We start from the raw sequence: 17598 nt of genomic DNA, 5'->3' as shown, positions 1-17598 counted from the left end.
AAATGGGATTTCATCGTTAATTTAGGCTTTTTATTACAATTTCTTGCACATCTTTTGAAATTTTTGACACGTTAGCAATGCGCTCCAGCTGTTCCTTCATGAGTATTTGTCGCTTGTTATCGTAACGTCGCCAAAGATTAAACACACTAACGAGTCGAGCTGCGATTTGAGGATTTAGGGGATCAAGTTTAAGGATATAATCCCCAAGAAAACTGTAACCTTCGCCATTAGTGGCATGAAAGTTAACGGGATTATGCTGGCAAAAAGCACCAATAAGTGCCCGAACCTTATTTGGGTTAGTGAGTTTAAAGACCGAGCGCTGCGTGAGTTGTTTGACTATCTTGAGGGTATCCGGCCGTCTGGAAATGGCTTGAATACTGAGCCATTTATCCATAACGAGGGGGTCCTGATGCCATTTTTCATAAAAAATATGAAGCGCATTGTCTCGCTCTGGGCTTTCTGTATGGACGAGAGTAGAGAGCGCCGCGATAGTATCCGTCATATTATCAGCTTGGATAAACTGTTGAAAACATTGGTGATAAATATCAGGATCATTAAGTTCCATTAGATAGCCTAAGCAGGTATTACGTAGTGCCCGCCGCCCTATATCTTTAGGAGTAAAGCGATAGGGATCAGTTTGTCTCAGGCTTTCATACATAGCGCTAAAAGAATCTTTTAGATTTTCTGCAAGGTTTTGACGAAGGAAACGATGGGCTTGATAAATAGCCTCTGGATCGATGATCGCCATGAACTCGGAAAGGTAATGTTCTGAAGGCAAAGTTAAAGCGTGGGTTACAAAGGCTTTATCAGGCTCATTGCCAGTGAGAATCTTGCCAATAGCCGCGATGAAGGTTAAGTTAAGCTGAAAGGGTTTTCCTTGTTGATAATCCCGGATGAGATTAAGCAATATCTTGACCGCGAGCTGATGGCCGGCTTCCCAGCGATTAAAGTTATTGCTGTCATGGGCTAGCAGAAAGCAGCGTTCTTCATCGCTCAGGTTAAGGTGGAGTTTAACGGGTGCAGAAAAATTCCGTAGCAAAGAGGGGATTGGTTTGTGGGGGATATCCTTAAAGATAAAGACTTCCTCCGCTTGGCGTAATTCCATAACCCGAGTGCCCGCAATGGGTGTTGATTCTCCGGCAAGACGTAAGGGTAGATCATTGCCTTTGGAATCGAGTAAGCCTAGGGCTAACGGGATGTGAAAAGGATCTTTATGGGACTGACTTGGGGTAGCCTGGCAAGTTTGTTTTACGGTAAGGGTATAAGTATTTTTTTTAGGATCATAAACGCCGCTAGCGTGTAATTCAGGTGTCCCCGCTTGGCGATACCAAAGCCGAAATTGAGAAAAATCGGCGTTATTAGCGTCTTCAAGAGATCTCACAAACTCATCAGTAGTAACTGCTTGACCATCGTGGCGGTTAAAGTAGAGATCTGTACCTTTACGAAAACCTTTAGGCCCCAATAATTGATACAGCATACGAACGACTTCAGCCCCTTTCTCATATACGGTGGTGGTATAGAAATTATTGATTTCTGCATAGGATTCAGGGCGTATAGGATGGGCCATGGGGCCAGAGTCTTCTTTGAATTGGTAGGTGCGTAGATGGTTGACATCTTGGATGCGTTTAACAGTGGGCGATCCTCGGCTAGCACTAAATTGTTGGTCGCGAAACACAGTAAAGCCTTCTTTTAAGCTAAGTTGAAACCAATCACGGCAAGTGACTCGATTACCTGACCAGTTATGAAAATACTCATGACCGATGACTCCTTCAATGTACTGGTAATCCGTATCAGTAGCTGTTTCTGGTTTTGCTAATATATATTTAGAATTAAAGATATTAAGCCCTTTGTTTTCCATGGCACCCATATTAAAGTCATCTACCGCTACGATCATATAGTTGTCCAGATCATATTCCCGACCATACACTTGCTCATCCCAAGCCATTGCCCGTTTAAGGGAAGCCATGGCGTGTTCGCATTTATCAATATTGTGGGGTTGTACATAGATAGATAGCGTAACCTTACGGCCTGATGAAGTTATAAACTCATCTTCAATTTTTGATAAAGTACCCGCCACTAAAGCAAAAAGGTAGGAAGGCTTGGGGAAAGGATCTTCCCACTTGGCAAAGTGATCGCCATGGGCGTGATCACCATGGGCAATTAAATTGCCATTAGAGAGTAATACGGGGTAGCTTGCCTTATTAGCGACAATCGTAGTGGTATAGCGAGCCATAATATCCGGGCGATCAAGGAAATAAGTAATGCGGCGAAATCCTTCCGCCTCACATTGAGTGCAAAAGTTATTACTTGAAATGTATAAGCCGGAAAGAGCGGTATTATGCTGGGGATAAATCCGAGTTTCAATCACTAGCGTAAACTGATCAGGTACTGAGTGAAGGGTGAGGGATTTTGTGTCTTGTTGATAATCCTTTTCAGTTAAGATTTGGCCATTTAATTTAATAGACAGCAGTTCTAACTCCTCGCTATCAAGCACTAACGGGGAGGGTTTAGCGCCTAGATAGCGAGAGATAGCAAGCTGAGAGCGAATAGTTGTATGTTCTGCTTTAAGGTGAAAATGCAGATCGATAGTAGTTATCTGATAATCAGGGATTTTATAGTCTTTTAGATAGACGATTTTCGGTGAGTTGAGATTTTTTGTCTCTAGCACGGATATACTCCCAAGTTTACTTATCAATAATCGGAGGGCTCAATTTTAAGCCTAGCGAGATAATAATAGGTAACAATTTTATAGTTGTAAGTAGGCCATTAACCGCTGTTTAGTCTCTGGAGGACTAAGCCTAGGGCGGGGAAGATCCTCAAGGGTACCCGAGCGTATTTTGAGTTGGGCAAACCGAGGGCCTTTTCCAGCTGAGGGGGCAAGCAGCTCATCTATTAATGTTAACTGATTACCTTCTAAAACTAGAGGGTAACCACAAGCACTGGCGACTTGAGCGAAAGAGAAATTACTGGAAATGGTAGCTTGTGCCCCGGTGGAATCATGGACCTCATTATCCAGTAAGATATGAATCAGATTGGAGCCACCATACATACCAATAGTGGCAAAGTTCCCCATTCGCATCAATGCAGCCCCATCTCCGTCTATCACTATCACTTTTAAATCAGGACGAACTAGCGATAACCCAAGCCCAAGGGATGAAGCGCACCCCATAGATCCCACCATATACAGCTGATTCGGTCGATCTTCAAGGGCAAATAGCTCCCGACCCGTGTAGCCCGTAGTGGCAATGAGCACCGTGTTGTTCTGTGGGGTTGTCTGGGGGAGAAGATAAGCCAAAGCCTCAGTGCGGGAATAAAGAGCGCCAGTTTGAAGGTAATAGGATGAAGTTTGATGCTTTAAATGTAAGGTGCGCCCCTGAGTTTTACTGCCCTTTTTTTCATAAGGCGCTAGGGAATCTTTACGCATAATCAACCCATAAGGTCGATTGCTCTTTTGTATATGCTGGCTCGCTCGGGTTAGCGTTGGGAGAATTTGATCCGATGCTGTGGGAAAATACTCCCACGGAATTTTCATAGACTCTAATAGTGATCCAGTAATGCGTCCCATCAGCTCATGTTGCGGTTCATCCTTAAGCTCCGGATCTCCCCTTAAGGTAATGATAAGCAGTACGGGGATACGGAAGGTATGGGTTAAGGAGGTCAGCGGGTTAATGGCGTTGCCAAGACCAGAGTTTTGCATGATGGCCATAGCGGGTTGCCCACCTAAGTAAGTCCCTGCTGCTAAGGCAACAGCATCTCCTTCATTGGCCGAAGAAATATAGGTGAGGTTGTGACATTCGGTGACATAATTAATAAAAGGATCTAAAAAAGGACAGGGCACTCCCGCATAGTAGCTATAGCCAAATTTACGGGCGCTATCGATAAACTCGTGGGCTTCTATCATGGTGAGTCAAAATGATGATTGAGGATCGTGAATAAAATAATCTATTTTAGAATATTATCATGGGATAGTCGCCTCTCAATCTCCTTCAGCTCACGAGCTACCTATATTGAGAGCCAAATAAAACAGATATTTTAGTGGAGTGGTTTGATGATGTGTAGGTGACAGCCAAGGGATGCAAGTGCGAGAGCTGTCACCTCCGAGAAAAGAGAATTAATTTATAGCTTAATTAAAAAACTGGACTCTATAGTAGCCTGTTTCTATTGATAATATTAGCCCTTAGATAGATCAAAAGCATGCGTTCCATTCTGTAGCATTCTAATTCCAAGTGTCCCATTTTTAGCGTCTTGGTCAGCTATAATGCTTTTTGATGCAATATGCCAATTGTTTTGCCCAGTGCTTGAGCGATGCCCTTGCCCTAAGCATATTTCATAATCTGCTCCGTCAATAGTAAGAACTCCTTTTATTGCGAAATTTAGCTCATCTGGAAGATTATCACCGCCAACAGTATGAATCATGTTCTGATATTCACTAGCAACATAATCTTTAAACCACTTAGCGCATTTTTCTGACCCTTTTCTACCAGCTTTTACTGTAATCTTACCGCTGTTTGCTGAGACTCCCCCCCATGGCTGACCATCTGTAATAATATACTCACCGCTGAATTTGAATGAAACAGAAGTAACATTTGTTGATGCATTAAAATCGAACTCATTGTCATGCATTGTAGTCATCTAACTCTCCTTGTATGTCTTCTATCCTTTTATATGCTAGTAAGCATAATTCAATATAGTGATATAGTGTTAGTCAAAAAACTGTTCAAAAATTATAAAAATAGCAATTTTCTCTACAAAGAACATGATTAAGCGCCTTATCACAAGAATCAAGATATAAAGATATAAAGATATAAAGAATGTGAGCGGTGTCACATAATCTATGGAATTAAACATCCTTATTTAATTTCAATAAGTATATTTTTAAGCTCTCATAGTTTTTAGGGCTCTAGCCCAGTGTAGTAGCTCATCTAGCATTGTCGTTGCTGAAGATTCAATGGATTCGTTAGATATAAATGCCCCATCATCTCCGATTTTTTGAGCGACCATGTGTATGGCCACGCCTTCCATCAGAGGCACCATCTTCAGGGTGGTGACGTGTAGCCTTGCTATCTGGACGGCACGCAATCCCCCTGAAGTACCTCCGTAGCTGACGAATCCGCAGGGTTTGTAGTTCCATTCTTTATACACAAAATCTAGAGCATTGACTAAGGTAGGGGGAGGATTATAGTTGTATTCAGGGGTGACGAATACATAGGCATCAGCGGCAGCTACGCTTTTACTCCAATGTTTAGTATGTTCGTGTTCATACTGTTGCATGCGGGGATGCACGGGTTCATCGTACAAAGGCAGTTTAAAGTCGGCTAGGTCAATGAGTTCAGCGTTGAGCTTCCCATGTTTTTGCGTAAATTCATGAAACCAATGGGCTACTGAAGGACCTATGCGTCTAGGGCGGGTGCTGCAAATAATGATATGAAGTTTGAGTGTCATTGATTTTATTCCTTGTGAGGAACGTTCGGAGTTAGTTTTAAAGACCCCGAGGGTTAAAGAGAGTAGGGATTAACTATCAGCAGAGTAGTGTAGCAGCAACTTGGTATTTTATGATCTAAACAGTTTCTAAACTTTACGGGGCTAGCAGCGCAGGGCCTACATGGGTCACTACTGTTCGTAATGAGGTGCATGCGGCGCGGGAATGTTTAGCGAGCTGCCATAAAGCAATTATATCTTTTGGGTTTTTAAGCAGGCTTATCAGCAAGCTTAATCTCTGTAACTGTCCCTCAGTGTTAAGGGCTTTGAGTGCAGTGATGGGTAAAGAGATCCCAGCTGGATCAGCAATGGCCCGGATAATAATAAACGGAACCTTGGCATCGGTGGCCGCCTTGGCCACTGCTGCGCTCTCCATATCCACTGCTACACATTGGGTTTGATGGTAGAGGCGCTCTTTTTCTGCCACTGAGGCGATGACAGTTTCTGTATGGCAAAGTGTATCGCCGGAGAAAGGTAATTTATAGTTTAAGTAGTTGATAATACGTTGTCGCCATTGTGAATCAGGATAATACGTTTCTCCGTTAATCTTCTGCACTTGTTTTGGCAAGAGCAAAGTACCCGGTGCTAGTTGAGGCGCTAAGCCGCCGGCTACTCCCCAACTCACTAAGGCTTTAGCGCCCGCAGATAAAAGCATTTCGGCGGCTCGGTAGGCATGATCTGGGCCTATGCCGGAGAGTTGTAAATAAAGGGACTCTGGTAGCTGGGCATCACCCTGGGGAGGTAAGTACTGCTTTGTCAGACAACGCCCCTCCATAGGTAGGGCAGCGATGATACCGGCTCGAATTGGAGATGAGAGTGTAATTATAGCTTGAGGTTGTGTACGGTTAACACTAGGCATTAATACGGATGATGAATACAGTTGCGGTATTTAGCTAAGGCCCAGAGGGGGAAGAACTTATCGTAGCCGTGGTATTTAAGATAAAATATCCGAGGAAACCCAGGAGCATTGAACGCAGGATGCTCCCATAGATTATTTTCTTGCTGGGTTTGTAACAGGTATTCAACCCCCTTATCCACTGCGGTACTACGAACTTCACCAGCGGCAATTAAAGCAAGTAAGGCCCAAGCAGTGTGAACCGGCGTACTTTCTTGATAGCGACCGGCGAAAGTAGGATCGAAATAGGAATAGTTATCTTCGCCCCAACCGCCATCTAAATTTTGGATTCGTTTTAACCAGATCACGGCTTTGCGAATAAATGCTTCTTGAGGGTTGATATTGGCTTGCTCTAATGCCGTAAGCACTGACCAAGTGCCGTAAATATAGTTTGTTCCCCAACGCCCAAACCAGGAGCCATTAGGTTCTTGTTCTTGACGGATATATTTTAGGGCGCGGTTTAGAGATTTTGCACACTGAGGCTGATTTAACCGTCCTAGCAGGGCGATACAGCGGGCGCTGACATCAGCAGTGGGGGGGTCTAGAAGGGCACCATGATCTGCAAATGGAATTTCATTTAAGTAATAATAGGTATTATCAGAGTCAAAAGCGGCAAACCCGCCATTGCAAGATTGCATGCCACATAACCAATCGCTTGCCCGCTGTATGGTTTCTTGATAGCGATTTGGAGCTGCGGCCTGATCCATGGCCCAAGCGACTACTGCGGTATCGTCAAGATCAGGATAGTAGCTATTGTTGTATTGAAAAGCCCAGCCCCCACTTTTGAGATTTGGATGCTGATCCTGCCAATCTCCGGGGTGATCGAGTATTTGCCTATCCTTGAGCCAATCGAGAGCTTGAGTTACCGATACACTGGTATGTCCTTCTTCAGCTTCTTGGAGGGCGAGAGAAGCAAGGGCGGTATCCCAAACAGGCGAGAGGCAAGGTTGGCAGGTGACTGAATCCCCATTATCGATGACAAGGTTTTGGATAGATTTCTTCGCTTGTATCCGGTCAGGGTGATCTGGAGGATAGCCAAGTAAGATAAGGGATTGGTGAGCATTTACCATGGCTGGGAAAATGCCGCCGAGGCCATCTTCGCCATTTAGACGGGCTATAAACCAAGATTCTGCTTTTTTGATCGCGTGTTGTCGTAGAGAAGAGGGAATCAAGGGATCAAATAAGCGGGCGCTACGCTCTATATACAGCAATATTTTATTAAGGCGTGATCGGATCAGAAAATAATGACGTTCTTGCGCTGGTGGGGTAGTGAAAAGCTCTTGAATATCTACTTTTAAAGGGTTTTTAGCTTGAGCTTTTAAGCTATAGAGAATGGATAAAGGAACTACAACTGTCCGTGACCAGTAAGAGATCTTAGTTAAATGAAAGGGAAACCAACGGGGAAGAAGCATGATTTCTACTGGCACGAAGGGAACGCCTCGCCAGGGAATCTGGGCAAACATAGCAAGCATAAAACGAGTGAATACATTAGCGCGGGCAGCACCTCCATGGGTAAGAATGGCCTCTCTAGCCCTAATCATATGAGGGGCATCTGGATCATCGCCCGCCAGCTTAAGGGCGTAATAGGTTTTTACTGAGCAACTGATATCCAGATCCCCTCCATGGTAGAGCGGCCAACCCCCATGAGTCGCTTGTTTAGTGCGTAAAAAAGCAGCTAATTTACGCTCAATCTCAGGTTCTAGCTCGCCAGTAAAATGAGTCCAAATAATATATTCAGCTGGAATTGTGCAATCTGATTCCAGCATAAAACACCAATGGCCATCTGCATGCTGTAGTTTAAGTAGCGCATCTTTAGCGGCAGTGATAGCGGCCTTTAATTCGTTATGACTTATTCCTTGGAGTAAAGCCTCAGCTACTGAAGAAGTTGTAGTGATATTTGAAGTATCGCTAGAGTCTAAAGTTTGTTTAAGGGTACGAGTCATAGCAGTTGGGTTTTTTGCGTTTAGTTCCATTAGATTCCTGTTTTTATTATGGGGCTTTTAATACCGATGATTGTTTACCGTCAATTTTGGTAGCATCTAAAGGTATTAACGGTATGCCTCTAGCAGCAAGATTAAATAAAAGCGTTAATACTTTATTATGGCTAGCGGCAATGTTTGTTAGGAGTATGGTAGCTTTTACACTACGGCGAGAGATTTTAACCTGCTGGCTCGTTGAGAAATCCAGATTTTGATGTAATTTGCGTAAAGTTAAAATGGCAAACCCGATAGCCCAGAGGCAAAAACGTCGGATACCTACATCTTTAGGAGGAATAAGTAAGGTATAGGTGAGTGCGTTGCGTAAATGGGTATGGGTGATACCAATAAGATATTGGAGGCCATCACCAAAAGCCGGGTGATAGTGATTTGGATTCAAATTTTCTAGATCAAAATTCACTTGCTCAAAGATGCTGCGAGGTAACCAGCAGATCCTTCTTTCTCGATCGTCCCAGATATCTTTGAGAATATTGGTCATTTGTAAACCTTGGCCAAAGGAGAGGGTTAACCGGCGTAGTTCCTCACAGTGATGATTAGCTTCAGGAGAATAGTCGCAAAATAACTCGGTAAGCATTTCCCCAACTACACCAGCCACAAAGTAACAATATTTATTCATAGCCTCCATATCAGCTAGCCCTCGTAGACTGGCTGTATTCTGAAATTGAGGCATGCCTTCGCACATGATACGTACACAACGCTCTATAGCAGTACGTTGGCGAGGAGTAAAGCCGTGCGTAATCTGAATAATACGGGGGGTGTTTTTAATCAGCTCTCGCTCAGTCGCTAAGGTACGATCGGATAGGAGAGGATATAAAGATTGGGCAAAGGATTGGGCAGAGGTTTGCCCTTTGACCACTGCGGTAAAAGCGTTAGAGAAGGATTTCTTTTGCTCAAGGGTTAAAGTAGGTTCATCTTCAATAGTGTCAGCAATCCGGCATAGTAAATAGCCGTTAGCAACTATTTCTCTTAGTTTAGGGGGCAGTTGCGGTATGGTAAGTGCGAATGTACGAGAGACGCCTAAGAGAATATGGTTCTGATAAGCTTTATCGTCAAGAGTATCGTAGCTTACGCTATAAGAACTCATGTTGATCTTTACAAGGAGGTGATTTTTCTTGTTAGTAATTTAAGAGTAGAGTGTATGAAAATTTATTTCAAACCCTAGGTATCAGGATATGCGCAAGGTTGGGATACTAAATTTTTGTCAATATTTGTAGGATATAGATTTATAGCTAAGCTGCAAGTATTTCAAGATCAGCCTTTCCGTTTTTTGCGATGTAACGTTTTTAAAACCACTTACTACCCTTTTCTATTCGCTAAAAAAAACTAATATTTAGTAATGTGTAAGTTTAGCAATAGCTTATAAGTATACTGAAACTGTATTTCTTATTTTAACCTTAAACTTTACTTTAATAAAAGCTCGCTATTCTATATAGCCTATATGTTTTTTCTGCTAGCGTTATTACTTTAGCTCTGATGATACTGGTGACTAGCTGTACAATCACTATACGCGAAGCTTTGCCGGCACGGACGGCAACTGAACAGTTATTAACCTCTGTTGCTATAGAGCAGGCTGTAGAGCGTTTACCTCTGACGAATATTCCTCTAGGGGTAAAAATTTATCTTGATTCTAGCAATTTTGTAAGGGCTGATCCTAAAAATAGAGATGATAAATACGCCATTAGCGCTATCAAGGAACAGTTGTTAAAAAAAAGAGCTCTTGATGTTAGATAAAAAGGAAGCCGATCTTATAGTAGAAGTTCGCTCAGGCGCGCTTTCTATTGATAGGGTAGAACGGTTATTGGGTATTCCAAGTTTTTCTATTCCAATTCCTTTGGCGGGAAGTTTTAAATTTCCAGAAATTGCCTTGTATAAAACGGTGAATCTGCGTGTAATCGTTAGGTTTTCACTCTTTGCCTATGATGTTAAAAACGGTGTGTTAAATACTTTCTCCGGCCCTATTTATGGAAGATCTCATCATACCAAGGGGCGAGCGCTAATTTACAGTTGGACAGATAGCGATGTGGAGCCAAAATAGTGTTACTGGTGCGAGATGATTTATTCGCTGATAAGTATAAAAATTGTATTATCTTTATATTAGGCGGCCAAAGCTATGCCTACAGCGCTGGATGATAAATTAGTCATTGCTATTTCTTCGAGGGCTTTATTCAATCTGGATGAGAGTCATCAAGTATTTGAAGAACAGGGCATTGATTCATATTGCCAATATCAGATTGAGCGGGAGGACGTATTTTTAGAACCTGGGGTAGCTTTTCCCTTGGTGCGTAAATTGCTCGCACTTAACCAAGGCCGTTTAGATCGGCCGCGAGTAGAGGTGATTTTACTCTCCCGAAATAGTGCAGATACGGGATTACGTGTGTTTAATTCTATTCAGCATCATGGGCTTGAGGTGACTCGTGCAGCTTTTACCTCTGGAGAAAGCCCTTATCGTTATGTTTCTGCATTTGGTGCTCATCTGTTTCTTTCCGCCGATCCGGGCGATGTTAAAAAGGCATTAAAGGCGGGGGTGGCAGCTGCAACGATTGTTCGTTCAAAAGTAGAGCAGTTCATCTATCCGGAGCAGCTTCGGATTGCATTTGATGGTGATGCTGTTTTATTTTCTGATGATGCAGAGCGCGTATTTAAGGAGCAAGGCTTAGCTGCTTTCCAAACAAGTGAGAAAATTTCTGCCCGACAGCCGCTTTCTGATGGACCATTTCATAATTTTTTAACAGCACTACAGCGTATTCAGCAGGAATACCCGCCAGAGAAATCACCTATTCGAACGGCCTTAGTCACAGCGCGAGGGGCCCCTGCCCATGAACGGGTGATCCGCACGCTACGTGCTTGGAATATTCGTATTGATGAGGCTTTATTTCTAGGTGGATTAGATAAAGGCGATTTTCTTAAAGCTTTTGGCGCTGATATTTTTTTTGATGATCAACAAAAGCATTGCGATTCTGCTAGCCAGCATGTGGCAACGGGTCACGTGCCCCATGGGATCGCTAACCAGTCTTAAAGGATTTAAAATCTCTCCAAATCGGGGAAGGGAATCTTACCTTGGTGTACATGCATAGCTCCAAATTCAGCGCATCGGTGTAAGCTAGGGATCGCTTTTCCTGGATTTAGCAGCCCTTTAGGATCAAAGGCCGCTTTTAGCGCATGAAATTGCTGTAACTCATCCGCATTAAACTGAATACACATTTGGTTTATCTTTTCTATACCCACCCCATGCTCACCGGTAATCGTACCGCCAACAGCAAGGCAAAGTTCTAGGATTTTAGCCCCTAGCTGTTCAGCGCGGGCTAATTCTCCGGGTTGATTGGCATCGTAAAGAATAAGTGGGTGTAAATTCCCATCACCCGCGTGAAATACGTTAGCTACCGGTAATTTGTATTCTTGTGACAGTTTATTAATTTGCGCTAGAACTTCAGGTAAACGTTTGCGAGGAATAGTGCCATCCATACAATAATAATCAGGCGAAATTCGACCCATAGCAGGAAAAGCGGATTTACGTCCTTTCCATAAAGCTGCCCGCTCCTGATCGTCTTTAGCAATTCGAATTTCGGTTGCCCCATAATGAGATAATAATTTTTTGACTTTATGGACTTGATAGGAAACTTCTACATTGTTGCCATCTAATTCACATAATAATATGGCAGTGGCATCCCGCGGGTAGCCAGAATGAGCAAAGTCTTCAACTGCACGGATAGCTAAATTATCCATCATTTCTAGCCCAGCTGGGATAATCCCTGCGCTAATAATACCGCTTATAGCAGCCCCTGCTTTAGTTATCTCATTAAAGGCAGCTAAAATCACCTGAGCGCGCTCAGGAAGAGGGAGTAGTTTTACTGTAACTTCAATAATCACCCCAAGCAATCCTTCTGATCCCATCGTTAAAGCCATCAGATCATAGCCTGGGGAATCTAAAGCTGTCCCACCAAGAGAGATCTGATCCCCAGCCATGGTGAGTATTTTGAGCGCTAAAACATTATGGATCGTAAGCCCGTATTTAAGGCAGTGAACACCGCCGGAGTTTTCGGCTACATTACCGCCAATAGTACAAGCGATTTGCGAGGAGGGATCGGGGGCGTAATAAAGTTTATAAGGTGCTGCTGCTTTGGAAATAGCTAGGTTACGTACGCCCGGTTGTACTTTGGCGGTACGGTTGTGAGGATCAATGGCAAGAATATGATTAAATTTAGCTAAGCTTAACAGCACACCATTACTTAAAGGTAGAGCGCCGCCAGAAAGCCCAGTACCAGCCCCCCGAGGTACTACGGGAATATTCCAGCGATGGCAAATTTGCAAGATCTTCTGGATTTGGGCTATGGTTTCTGGTAGTACTACTAGCCATGGAAGAGTTCGGTAGGCGGAAAGTCCATCGCACTCATAGGGTCGTAAATCTTCTTCTTCAGAGAAGATAGCCCCCGCTGGGAGAAAAGTACAAAACTCTTTAATTAGCCTCTTTCTATCTATGTTATGGATAGCAGGCTCTAATATAGATAACAGATTTTACCCTCCTATGAGGTAGTGAATAATTTATTCTATAATCGATAACTTATCTATGGTAGCCATAAGTATATACCCATCTATCTCTAATATCCTTCACCAGTTAGGAAGAAAAGAAAGGAATTTCAACGACCACACTATCCGATATGCTTTAGAGCGCTTAGAGGCTGCTACTGATAATTTCTGGGGTACATATGCGAATATCTACCATAAGTTGGAGCAAAAATGCCAGCAATTACAGTGTGTTTATCCCGTTTTTGAAGCGAAATGCCAACAGCTAGGGATAACCATAGACCCACAGGTGATATGGCGCGTTTATCTACCATTGGCTGAATGGGTAGTTGAAGAACGAAAGCGAGTTTTGAAAGATGTATTTATATTAGGTATTAATGGTGCTCAAGGGTCTGGAAAATCAACGCTCTGTGCTTTGCTCCAGGTGATTCTTGAGACAGGTTTTAGCCAGCGGGCGGTCAGCGTATCGATTGATAATTTTTATCTTACTCGATCTGAGCGCCAACGGTTAGCAGCTGAAGTTCATCCGTTATTGATTACCAGAGGGGTTCCGGGTACTCATAATGTAGTGCTTGCTATTAGCATTTTTAAATCACTAAAAGCAGCGCGCCCAAATTCTTCAATTAGGCTACCCATTTTTGATAAAGCGTTAGATGATCAGTTACCCGAGGAAAAAGAGCTTATTTTTCAGGGGCGACCAGATATTGTTTTATTTGAAGGATGGTGCGTGGGTGCTCGACCTGAACCTGATCATCAGCTAGCAAGATCGATCAATAGATTAGAAGCAGAAGAGGATCCAGATGGAGTATGGCGATATTATGTAAATCGAGCTTTGGGAAGGCAATATGCTCAGTTATTCAGCCTATTAGATAAGCTTCTTTTACTTGAGATACCAGAATTTAAGGTGGCTTATGCCCAGCGGCTGGAGCAGGAGCAGCAGCTTGCTCGTAGGCTTTTGAAAGAGGGTGGGGCAAATTCTGCACGACGAATAATGGATACGGATGAACTGAAGCGATTTATCATGCATTTTCAGCGGCTGACAGAATATATGCTGGATGAGATGTCGGTGCGTGCTGATTTGGTTCTAAAGATTAATGCAGATCGGCAGTTTCTTAAGGCTCGGAAAAGAATATTATCTTAACAGAGCGTTGGGGATTTGTTTTCATAGGACAGCTCAATCCATGGTAAATTAACCTATCCAGTATGAGTATTATGGTAAAGCATTTTTATTAGAGTGCAATTATTTAATTTTTAGCAATTATTATCAGATTAGAGGAGAATCCAATGCCTATTACTTCCTTTCATCCACCTGTTCGTATTTTATTGGGACCAGGGCCCTCTGATGTGAATCCCCGGATTCTTGAGGCTTTGTCTCGTCCCACTATTGGCCACTTAGATCCGTCTTTCATTACAATGATGGATGAAATGAAGATTTTGTTGCAGTATGCGTTTCAAACTCGAAATGATCTGACTTTTGCTGTTTCCGCACCGGGTAGCGCTGGAATGGAAACCTGCTTTGTAAACTTACTGGAGCCGGGTGATAAGGTGATTGTCTGCCAAAATGGCGTATTTGGCGGGCGTATGAAGGAGAACGCTGAGCGCTGCGGTGCTATTCCCATTATGGTTCAGGATTCTTGGGGAGATCCGGTAGATCCTAATAAGCTTGAAGAGGCGCTTAAATCTCACCCGGATACCAAAGTAGTTGCCTTTGTCCATGCAGAGACCTCTACTGGCGCTCAATCTGATGCAAAAACTTTAGTAGAACTAGCTCATCGTTATGGCTGTCTGACCATTGTAGATACCGTGACTTCCTTGGGGGGTAGTCCAGTGAAAATTGATGAATGGGGTGTTGATGCGGTTTATTCAGGTAGCCAGAAATGTCTTTCCTGTACACCAGGGTTATCCCCAGTGAGTTTCAATGAACGGGCTGTGGCGCGTATTCAAGCTCGAAAGACTAAAGCACAAAGTTGGTTTCTTGATCTAGGATTGGTTAAGAGTTATTGGGGAGGAGCAGGTAAACGGGCTTATCATCATACGGCGCCTATTAATGCCCTTTATGGATTACATGAGGCTTTGGTTATTTTACAAGAAGAAGGAATAGAGGAGTCATGGGCACGGCATCAACGTAACCATCAAGCACTACGGGCTGGGATTGAAGCAATGGGATTAGCGTTTGCGGTCAAGAAAGAAAGCCGTCTTCCTCAGCTCAATGCTATTATTATTCCTGAGGGTATTAATGATGCTGTAGTGCGTACGCAGTTGCTACAGAAATATGGATTAGAAATTGGTGCAGGGTTAGGAGAAATGGCAGGGAAAATTTGGCGGATTGGGATCATGGGTTATGGCTCTAATCTACGTAATGTTTTGATCTTTCTAAGTGCACTGGAAACAGTGCTTAAGGAATTAGGTGCTAATATTGAGCTTGGAGTTGCAACTAGAGTAGCTGCTGAGGCAGCTTAGAAATACCTTCTCTAGGAGGAGATTGCCGGTGGGGAGCAATAATCATCCGCTGCAAACTTTAAGCGCCCATGAATCTCCGTTCCAGATCAGCTATGAAAATATAGCCCATATCCCGGATATTCTAAAGGAGAGGTGTCTTTTAGGGCTTATTTACTTTGGTCGCCAGAAGACAGAAATATATGATCCTCGAATAATCACTGTTGAATTACCAGAGTTAAATGAGGGGGGTAACGTGGAAGTCTGGCGAGCCCCCTCCATACCGGAGATAGGGTATGATAGCAAGGGAGGCATTTACTATAGCCGAACGGATTCAATATTGTTTGGTTACTTGCAGTTTGAGGAAAATGAATTCTCTGGGCTAGAGCAGGCGGCTTATGATGCTTACCAATCAATTCTTAGCTGCCAGGAACGCTTAGGCTATCCTTATCTTTTGCGGATATGGAATTACCTGCCTGATATTCATCGAGAGGAGGGGGGATTGGAGCGCTACCGTGCTTTTTGCCTAGGTCGCTATCAAGTTCTTGAAACAACTCCAAATTTTGAGCGTTACTTGGTAGCAGCGACCGCAATAGGCACTGAAGCCTCGCGCATGCTGATTTATTTTTTGGCGGCTACTGAGCCAGGAATTCGAGTGGAAAACCCACGGCAAGTTAGCGCCTTTCATTATCCATTTCGTTATGCGCCTCGCAGCCCTTCTTTTTCCCGTGCTACCTTAAAACAATGGAGCAATGAGGTTCATCTCTATGTTTCTGGAACAGCGAGTATTGTTGGACATGAAACTCAACATGTGGGCGATCCTATAGCTCAATTAGATGAGACACTTAATAACCTACAGGCGTTAGTAGAGAATGCGCAGCGGTTGCATGGGTTAAAAATTAAAACCTTGAATGATCTTGGTCCATTAAAGGTATATTTACGGCAGGGAGTGGATTGGGTATCCGTTGCCCATCGTTTACAGGATCGCCTTGGCGATAGTGTGCCTGCATTATTTCTTCAAGGGGATATCTGTAGACATGATTTGCTGCTAGAAATCGAAGCATTTTATATAGAGTCGCTAATAGTAAATAAATAGTATCTTATTTCAAATCTTTTAATGAGCCAGCAAGATTTCCAGTATACGATGGTAAATTTGCGATAATTTATCAAGATCGGCTATAGCAATATGTTCGTCTATTTTGTGAATAGTGGCGTTAACCAGCCCAAGTTCTATGACCTGAGCGCCTGTGGGGGCGATAAATCTTCCATCTGAAGTACCTCCGGTTGTAGAGAGATCTGTTTTAAGTCCAGTAATATCTTTTATAGCTTGGGATACTGCAATTATCAGTTTACCTTCCTTGGTTTGAAATGGTTTACCAGATAAAGCCCAGTCAATTTTATATTTAAGATCGTATTGGGATAATATTTCAGCAGTTCGCTCTTGGAGCTGCTGATAAGTGACCTCAGTAGAGTAGCGAAAATTAAATAATACCTCTAACTCCCCCGGAATGACGTTAGCAGCCCCTGTCCCTGAATGAATATTTGAAATTTGGAAACTTGTTGGAGGAAAATCCTTGTTTCCTTGATCCCATTCAGTTGCACATAGCGCCACCAAGGCTGGCGCGAAATGATGTATTGGATTATCAGCAAGTTGTGGGTAAGCTATATGGCCTTGTATTCCCTGTATGGTTAGTCGGCCATTGAGAGATCCTCGTCGTCCATTTTTAACCCTATCTCCTACTTGTAGATAGCTCGTAGGCTCTCCTATTAAGCAATAGTCGATTTTTTCACCCCGGGCTTCTAAGATTTCCACCACCCTAGCAGTTCCATCGATTGCTGGACCTTCCTCATCGCTAGTAATCAGGAAAGCGATAGATCCTAGATGATCTGGATGGGTAGTAATAAATTGCTCGCTGGCAGTTATCATAGCCGCAAGACCTCCTTTCATATCCGCAGCCCCACGACCATAGAGCATTCCATCATGAATTTTTGGGATAAAAGGATCAGTCAGCCATTTATTTTGCGGCCCAGAAGGTACAACATCAGTATGGCCTGCAAAAACAAATAATGGCGCTTTTTGGCCGCGTCGTAGCCAGATATTCTCCACCTCACCAAAAGGCATAGGTTCAGCCTGAAAACCTATAGCCATTAGACGTTGAGCTAAAATGGTTTGGCAGCCCGCATCATTAGGGGTTACAGAAGCGCAGCCAATGAGTTTTTTAGTGAGATCTAGGGTAGCAGACATATGGATGGGTAATTAGTGGATTACGT

15 protein-coding genes are annotated in these 17598 nt (G+C 43.3%); 6 read left to right on the top strand and 9 right to left on the bottom strand.

What is annotated here, in order from left to right:
• Window positions 1–16: 16 nt before the first annotated feature.
• The 7 genes from pepN to TAO_RS06685 all read right to left on the bottom strand — a co-directional run bounded on the left by pepN (window position 17) and on the right by TAO_RS06685 (window position 9454).
• Window positions 17–2668, bottom strand: a complete 2652-nt coding sequence (pepN, locus tag TAO_RS06715) for an aminopeptidase N (protein WP_096527188.1) — start codon at window positions 2666–2668, stop codon at window positions 17–19.
• 78 nt (window positions 2669–2746) lie between these two features.
• Window positions 2747–3901 (bottom strand): phosphonopyruvate decarboxylase, encoded by a 1155-nt coding sequence (gene aepY / locus TAO_RS06710; protein WP_096527187.1) that lies wholly within the window; start codon window positions 3899–3901, stop codon window positions 2747–2749.
• Window positions 3902–4170: 269 nt separating this feature from the next.
• Entirely contained in the window at window positions 4171–4632 is a 462-nt protein-coding gene (locus TAO_RS06705; RefSeq protein WP_096527186.1) for a hypothetical protein, read from the bottom strand.
• Between the two features lie 243 nt (window positions 4633–4875).
• Entirely contained in the window at window positions 4876–5442 is a 567-nt protein-coding gene (locus TAO_RS06700) for an NADPH-dependent FMN reductase (RefSeq protein ID WP_096527185.1), read from the bottom strand.
• 133 nt (window positions 5443–5575) lie between these two features.
• A complete protein-coding gene (locus TAO_RS06695; RefSeq protein ID WP_096527184.1) occupies window positions 5576–6337 on the bottom strand; it encodes a phosphorylase family protein in 762 nt (253 codons plus the stop codon).
• On the bottom strand, window positions 6337–8346 hold the full coding sequence (gene shc, locus TAO_RS06690) for a squalene--hopene cyclase (protein WP_231910615.1): 2010 nt from the start codon (window positions 8344–8346) through the stop codon (window positions 6337–6339). Before shc ends, TAO_RS06695 begins: the two co-directional genes overlap by 1 nt.
• A gap of 16 nt (window positions 8347–8362) precedes the next feature.
• A complete protein-coding gene (locus TAO_RS06685; protein ID WP_096527183.1) occupies window positions 8363–9454 on the bottom strand; it encodes a phytoene/squalene synthase family protein in 1092 nt (363 codons plus the stop codon).
• Between the two features lie 389 nt (window positions 9455–9843).
• On the opposite strand from TAO_RS06685, the gene TAO_RS06680 reads away from it, so the two are divergent.
• The 3 genes from TAO_RS06680 to TAO_RS06670 all read left to right on the top strand — a co-directional run bounded on the left by TAO_RS06680 (window position 9844) and on the right by TAO_RS06670 (window position 11386).
• On the top strand, window positions 9844–10101 hold the full coding sequence (locus tag TAO_RS06680; RefSeq protein WP_096527182.1) for a hypothetical protein: 258 nt from the start codon (window positions 9844–9846) through the stop codon (window positions 10099–10101).
• A complete protein-coding gene (locus TAO_RS06675) occupies window positions 10091–10405 on the top strand; it encodes a hypothetical protein (RefSeq protein WP_096527181.1) in 315 nt (104 codons plus the stop codon). Before TAO_RS06680 ends, TAO_RS06675 begins: the two co-directional genes overlap by 11 nt.
• A gap of 75 nt (window positions 10406–10480) precedes the next feature.
• Window positions 10481–11386, top strand: coding sequence for a 5'-nucleotidase (locus tag TAO_RS06670; RefSeq protein ID WP_096527180.1), 906 nt, complete (start codon window positions 10481–10483; stop codon window positions 11384–11386).
• Window positions 11387–11391: 5 nt separating this feature from the next.
• Here the strand turns inward: TAO_RS06670 and TAO_RS06665 are convergent, their stop codons facing one another.
• Complete coding sequence (locus tag TAO_RS06665) at window positions 11392–12879, bottom strand: FAD-linked oxidase C-terminal domain-containing protein (protein WP_096527179.1); 1488 nt, start codon at window positions 12877–12879, stop codon at window positions 11392–11394.
• Window positions 12880–12934: 55 nt separating this feature from the next.
• Between TAO_RS06665 and TAO_RS06660 the strand changes: the two genes are divergently transcribed.
• From TAO_RS06660 to TAO_RS06650, 3 genes are all read left to right on the top strand, one after another.
• On the top strand, window positions 12935–14032 hold the full coding sequence (locus tag TAO_RS06660) for a kinase (protein WP_096527178.1): 1098 nt from the start codon (window positions 12935–12937) through the stop codon (window positions 14030–14032).
• Window positions 14033–14175: 143 nt separating this feature from the next.
• Window positions 14176–15351, top strand: coding sequence for a pyridoxal-phosphate-dependent aminotransferase family protein (locus TAO_RS06655; RefSeq protein ID WP_096527177.1), 1176 nt, complete (start codon window positions 14176–14178; stop codon window positions 15349–15351).
• Window positions 15352–15379: 28 nt separating this feature from the next.
• Complete coding sequence (locus TAO_RS06650) at window positions 15380–16423, top strand: chorismate transformation enzyme, FkbO/Hyg5 family (RefSeq protein ID WP_231910614.1); 1044 nt, start codon at window positions 15380–15382, stop codon at window positions 16421–16423.
• Window positions 16424–16441: 18 nt separating this feature from the next.
• Here the strand turns inward: TAO_RS06650 and dapE are convergent, their stop codons facing one another.
• On the bottom strand, window positions 16442–17572 hold the full coding sequence (dapE, locus tag TAO_RS06645; RefSeq protein WP_096527176.1) for a succinyl-diaminopimelate desuccinylase: 1131 nt from the start codon (window positions 17570–17572) through the stop codon (window positions 16442–16444).
• Between the last annotated feature and the right edge of the window lie 26 nt (window positions 17573–17598).

It is taken from the genome of Candidatus Nitrosoglobus terrae, from assembly GCF_002356115.1.
GTDB lineage: Bacteria > Pseudomonadota > Gammaproteobacteria > Nitrosococcales > Nitrosococcaceae > Nitrosoglobus > Nitrosoglobus terrae.
Note: the sequence above shows the minus strand (reverse complement) of the source record. Positions and strands in the feature narration are given on the sequence as shown.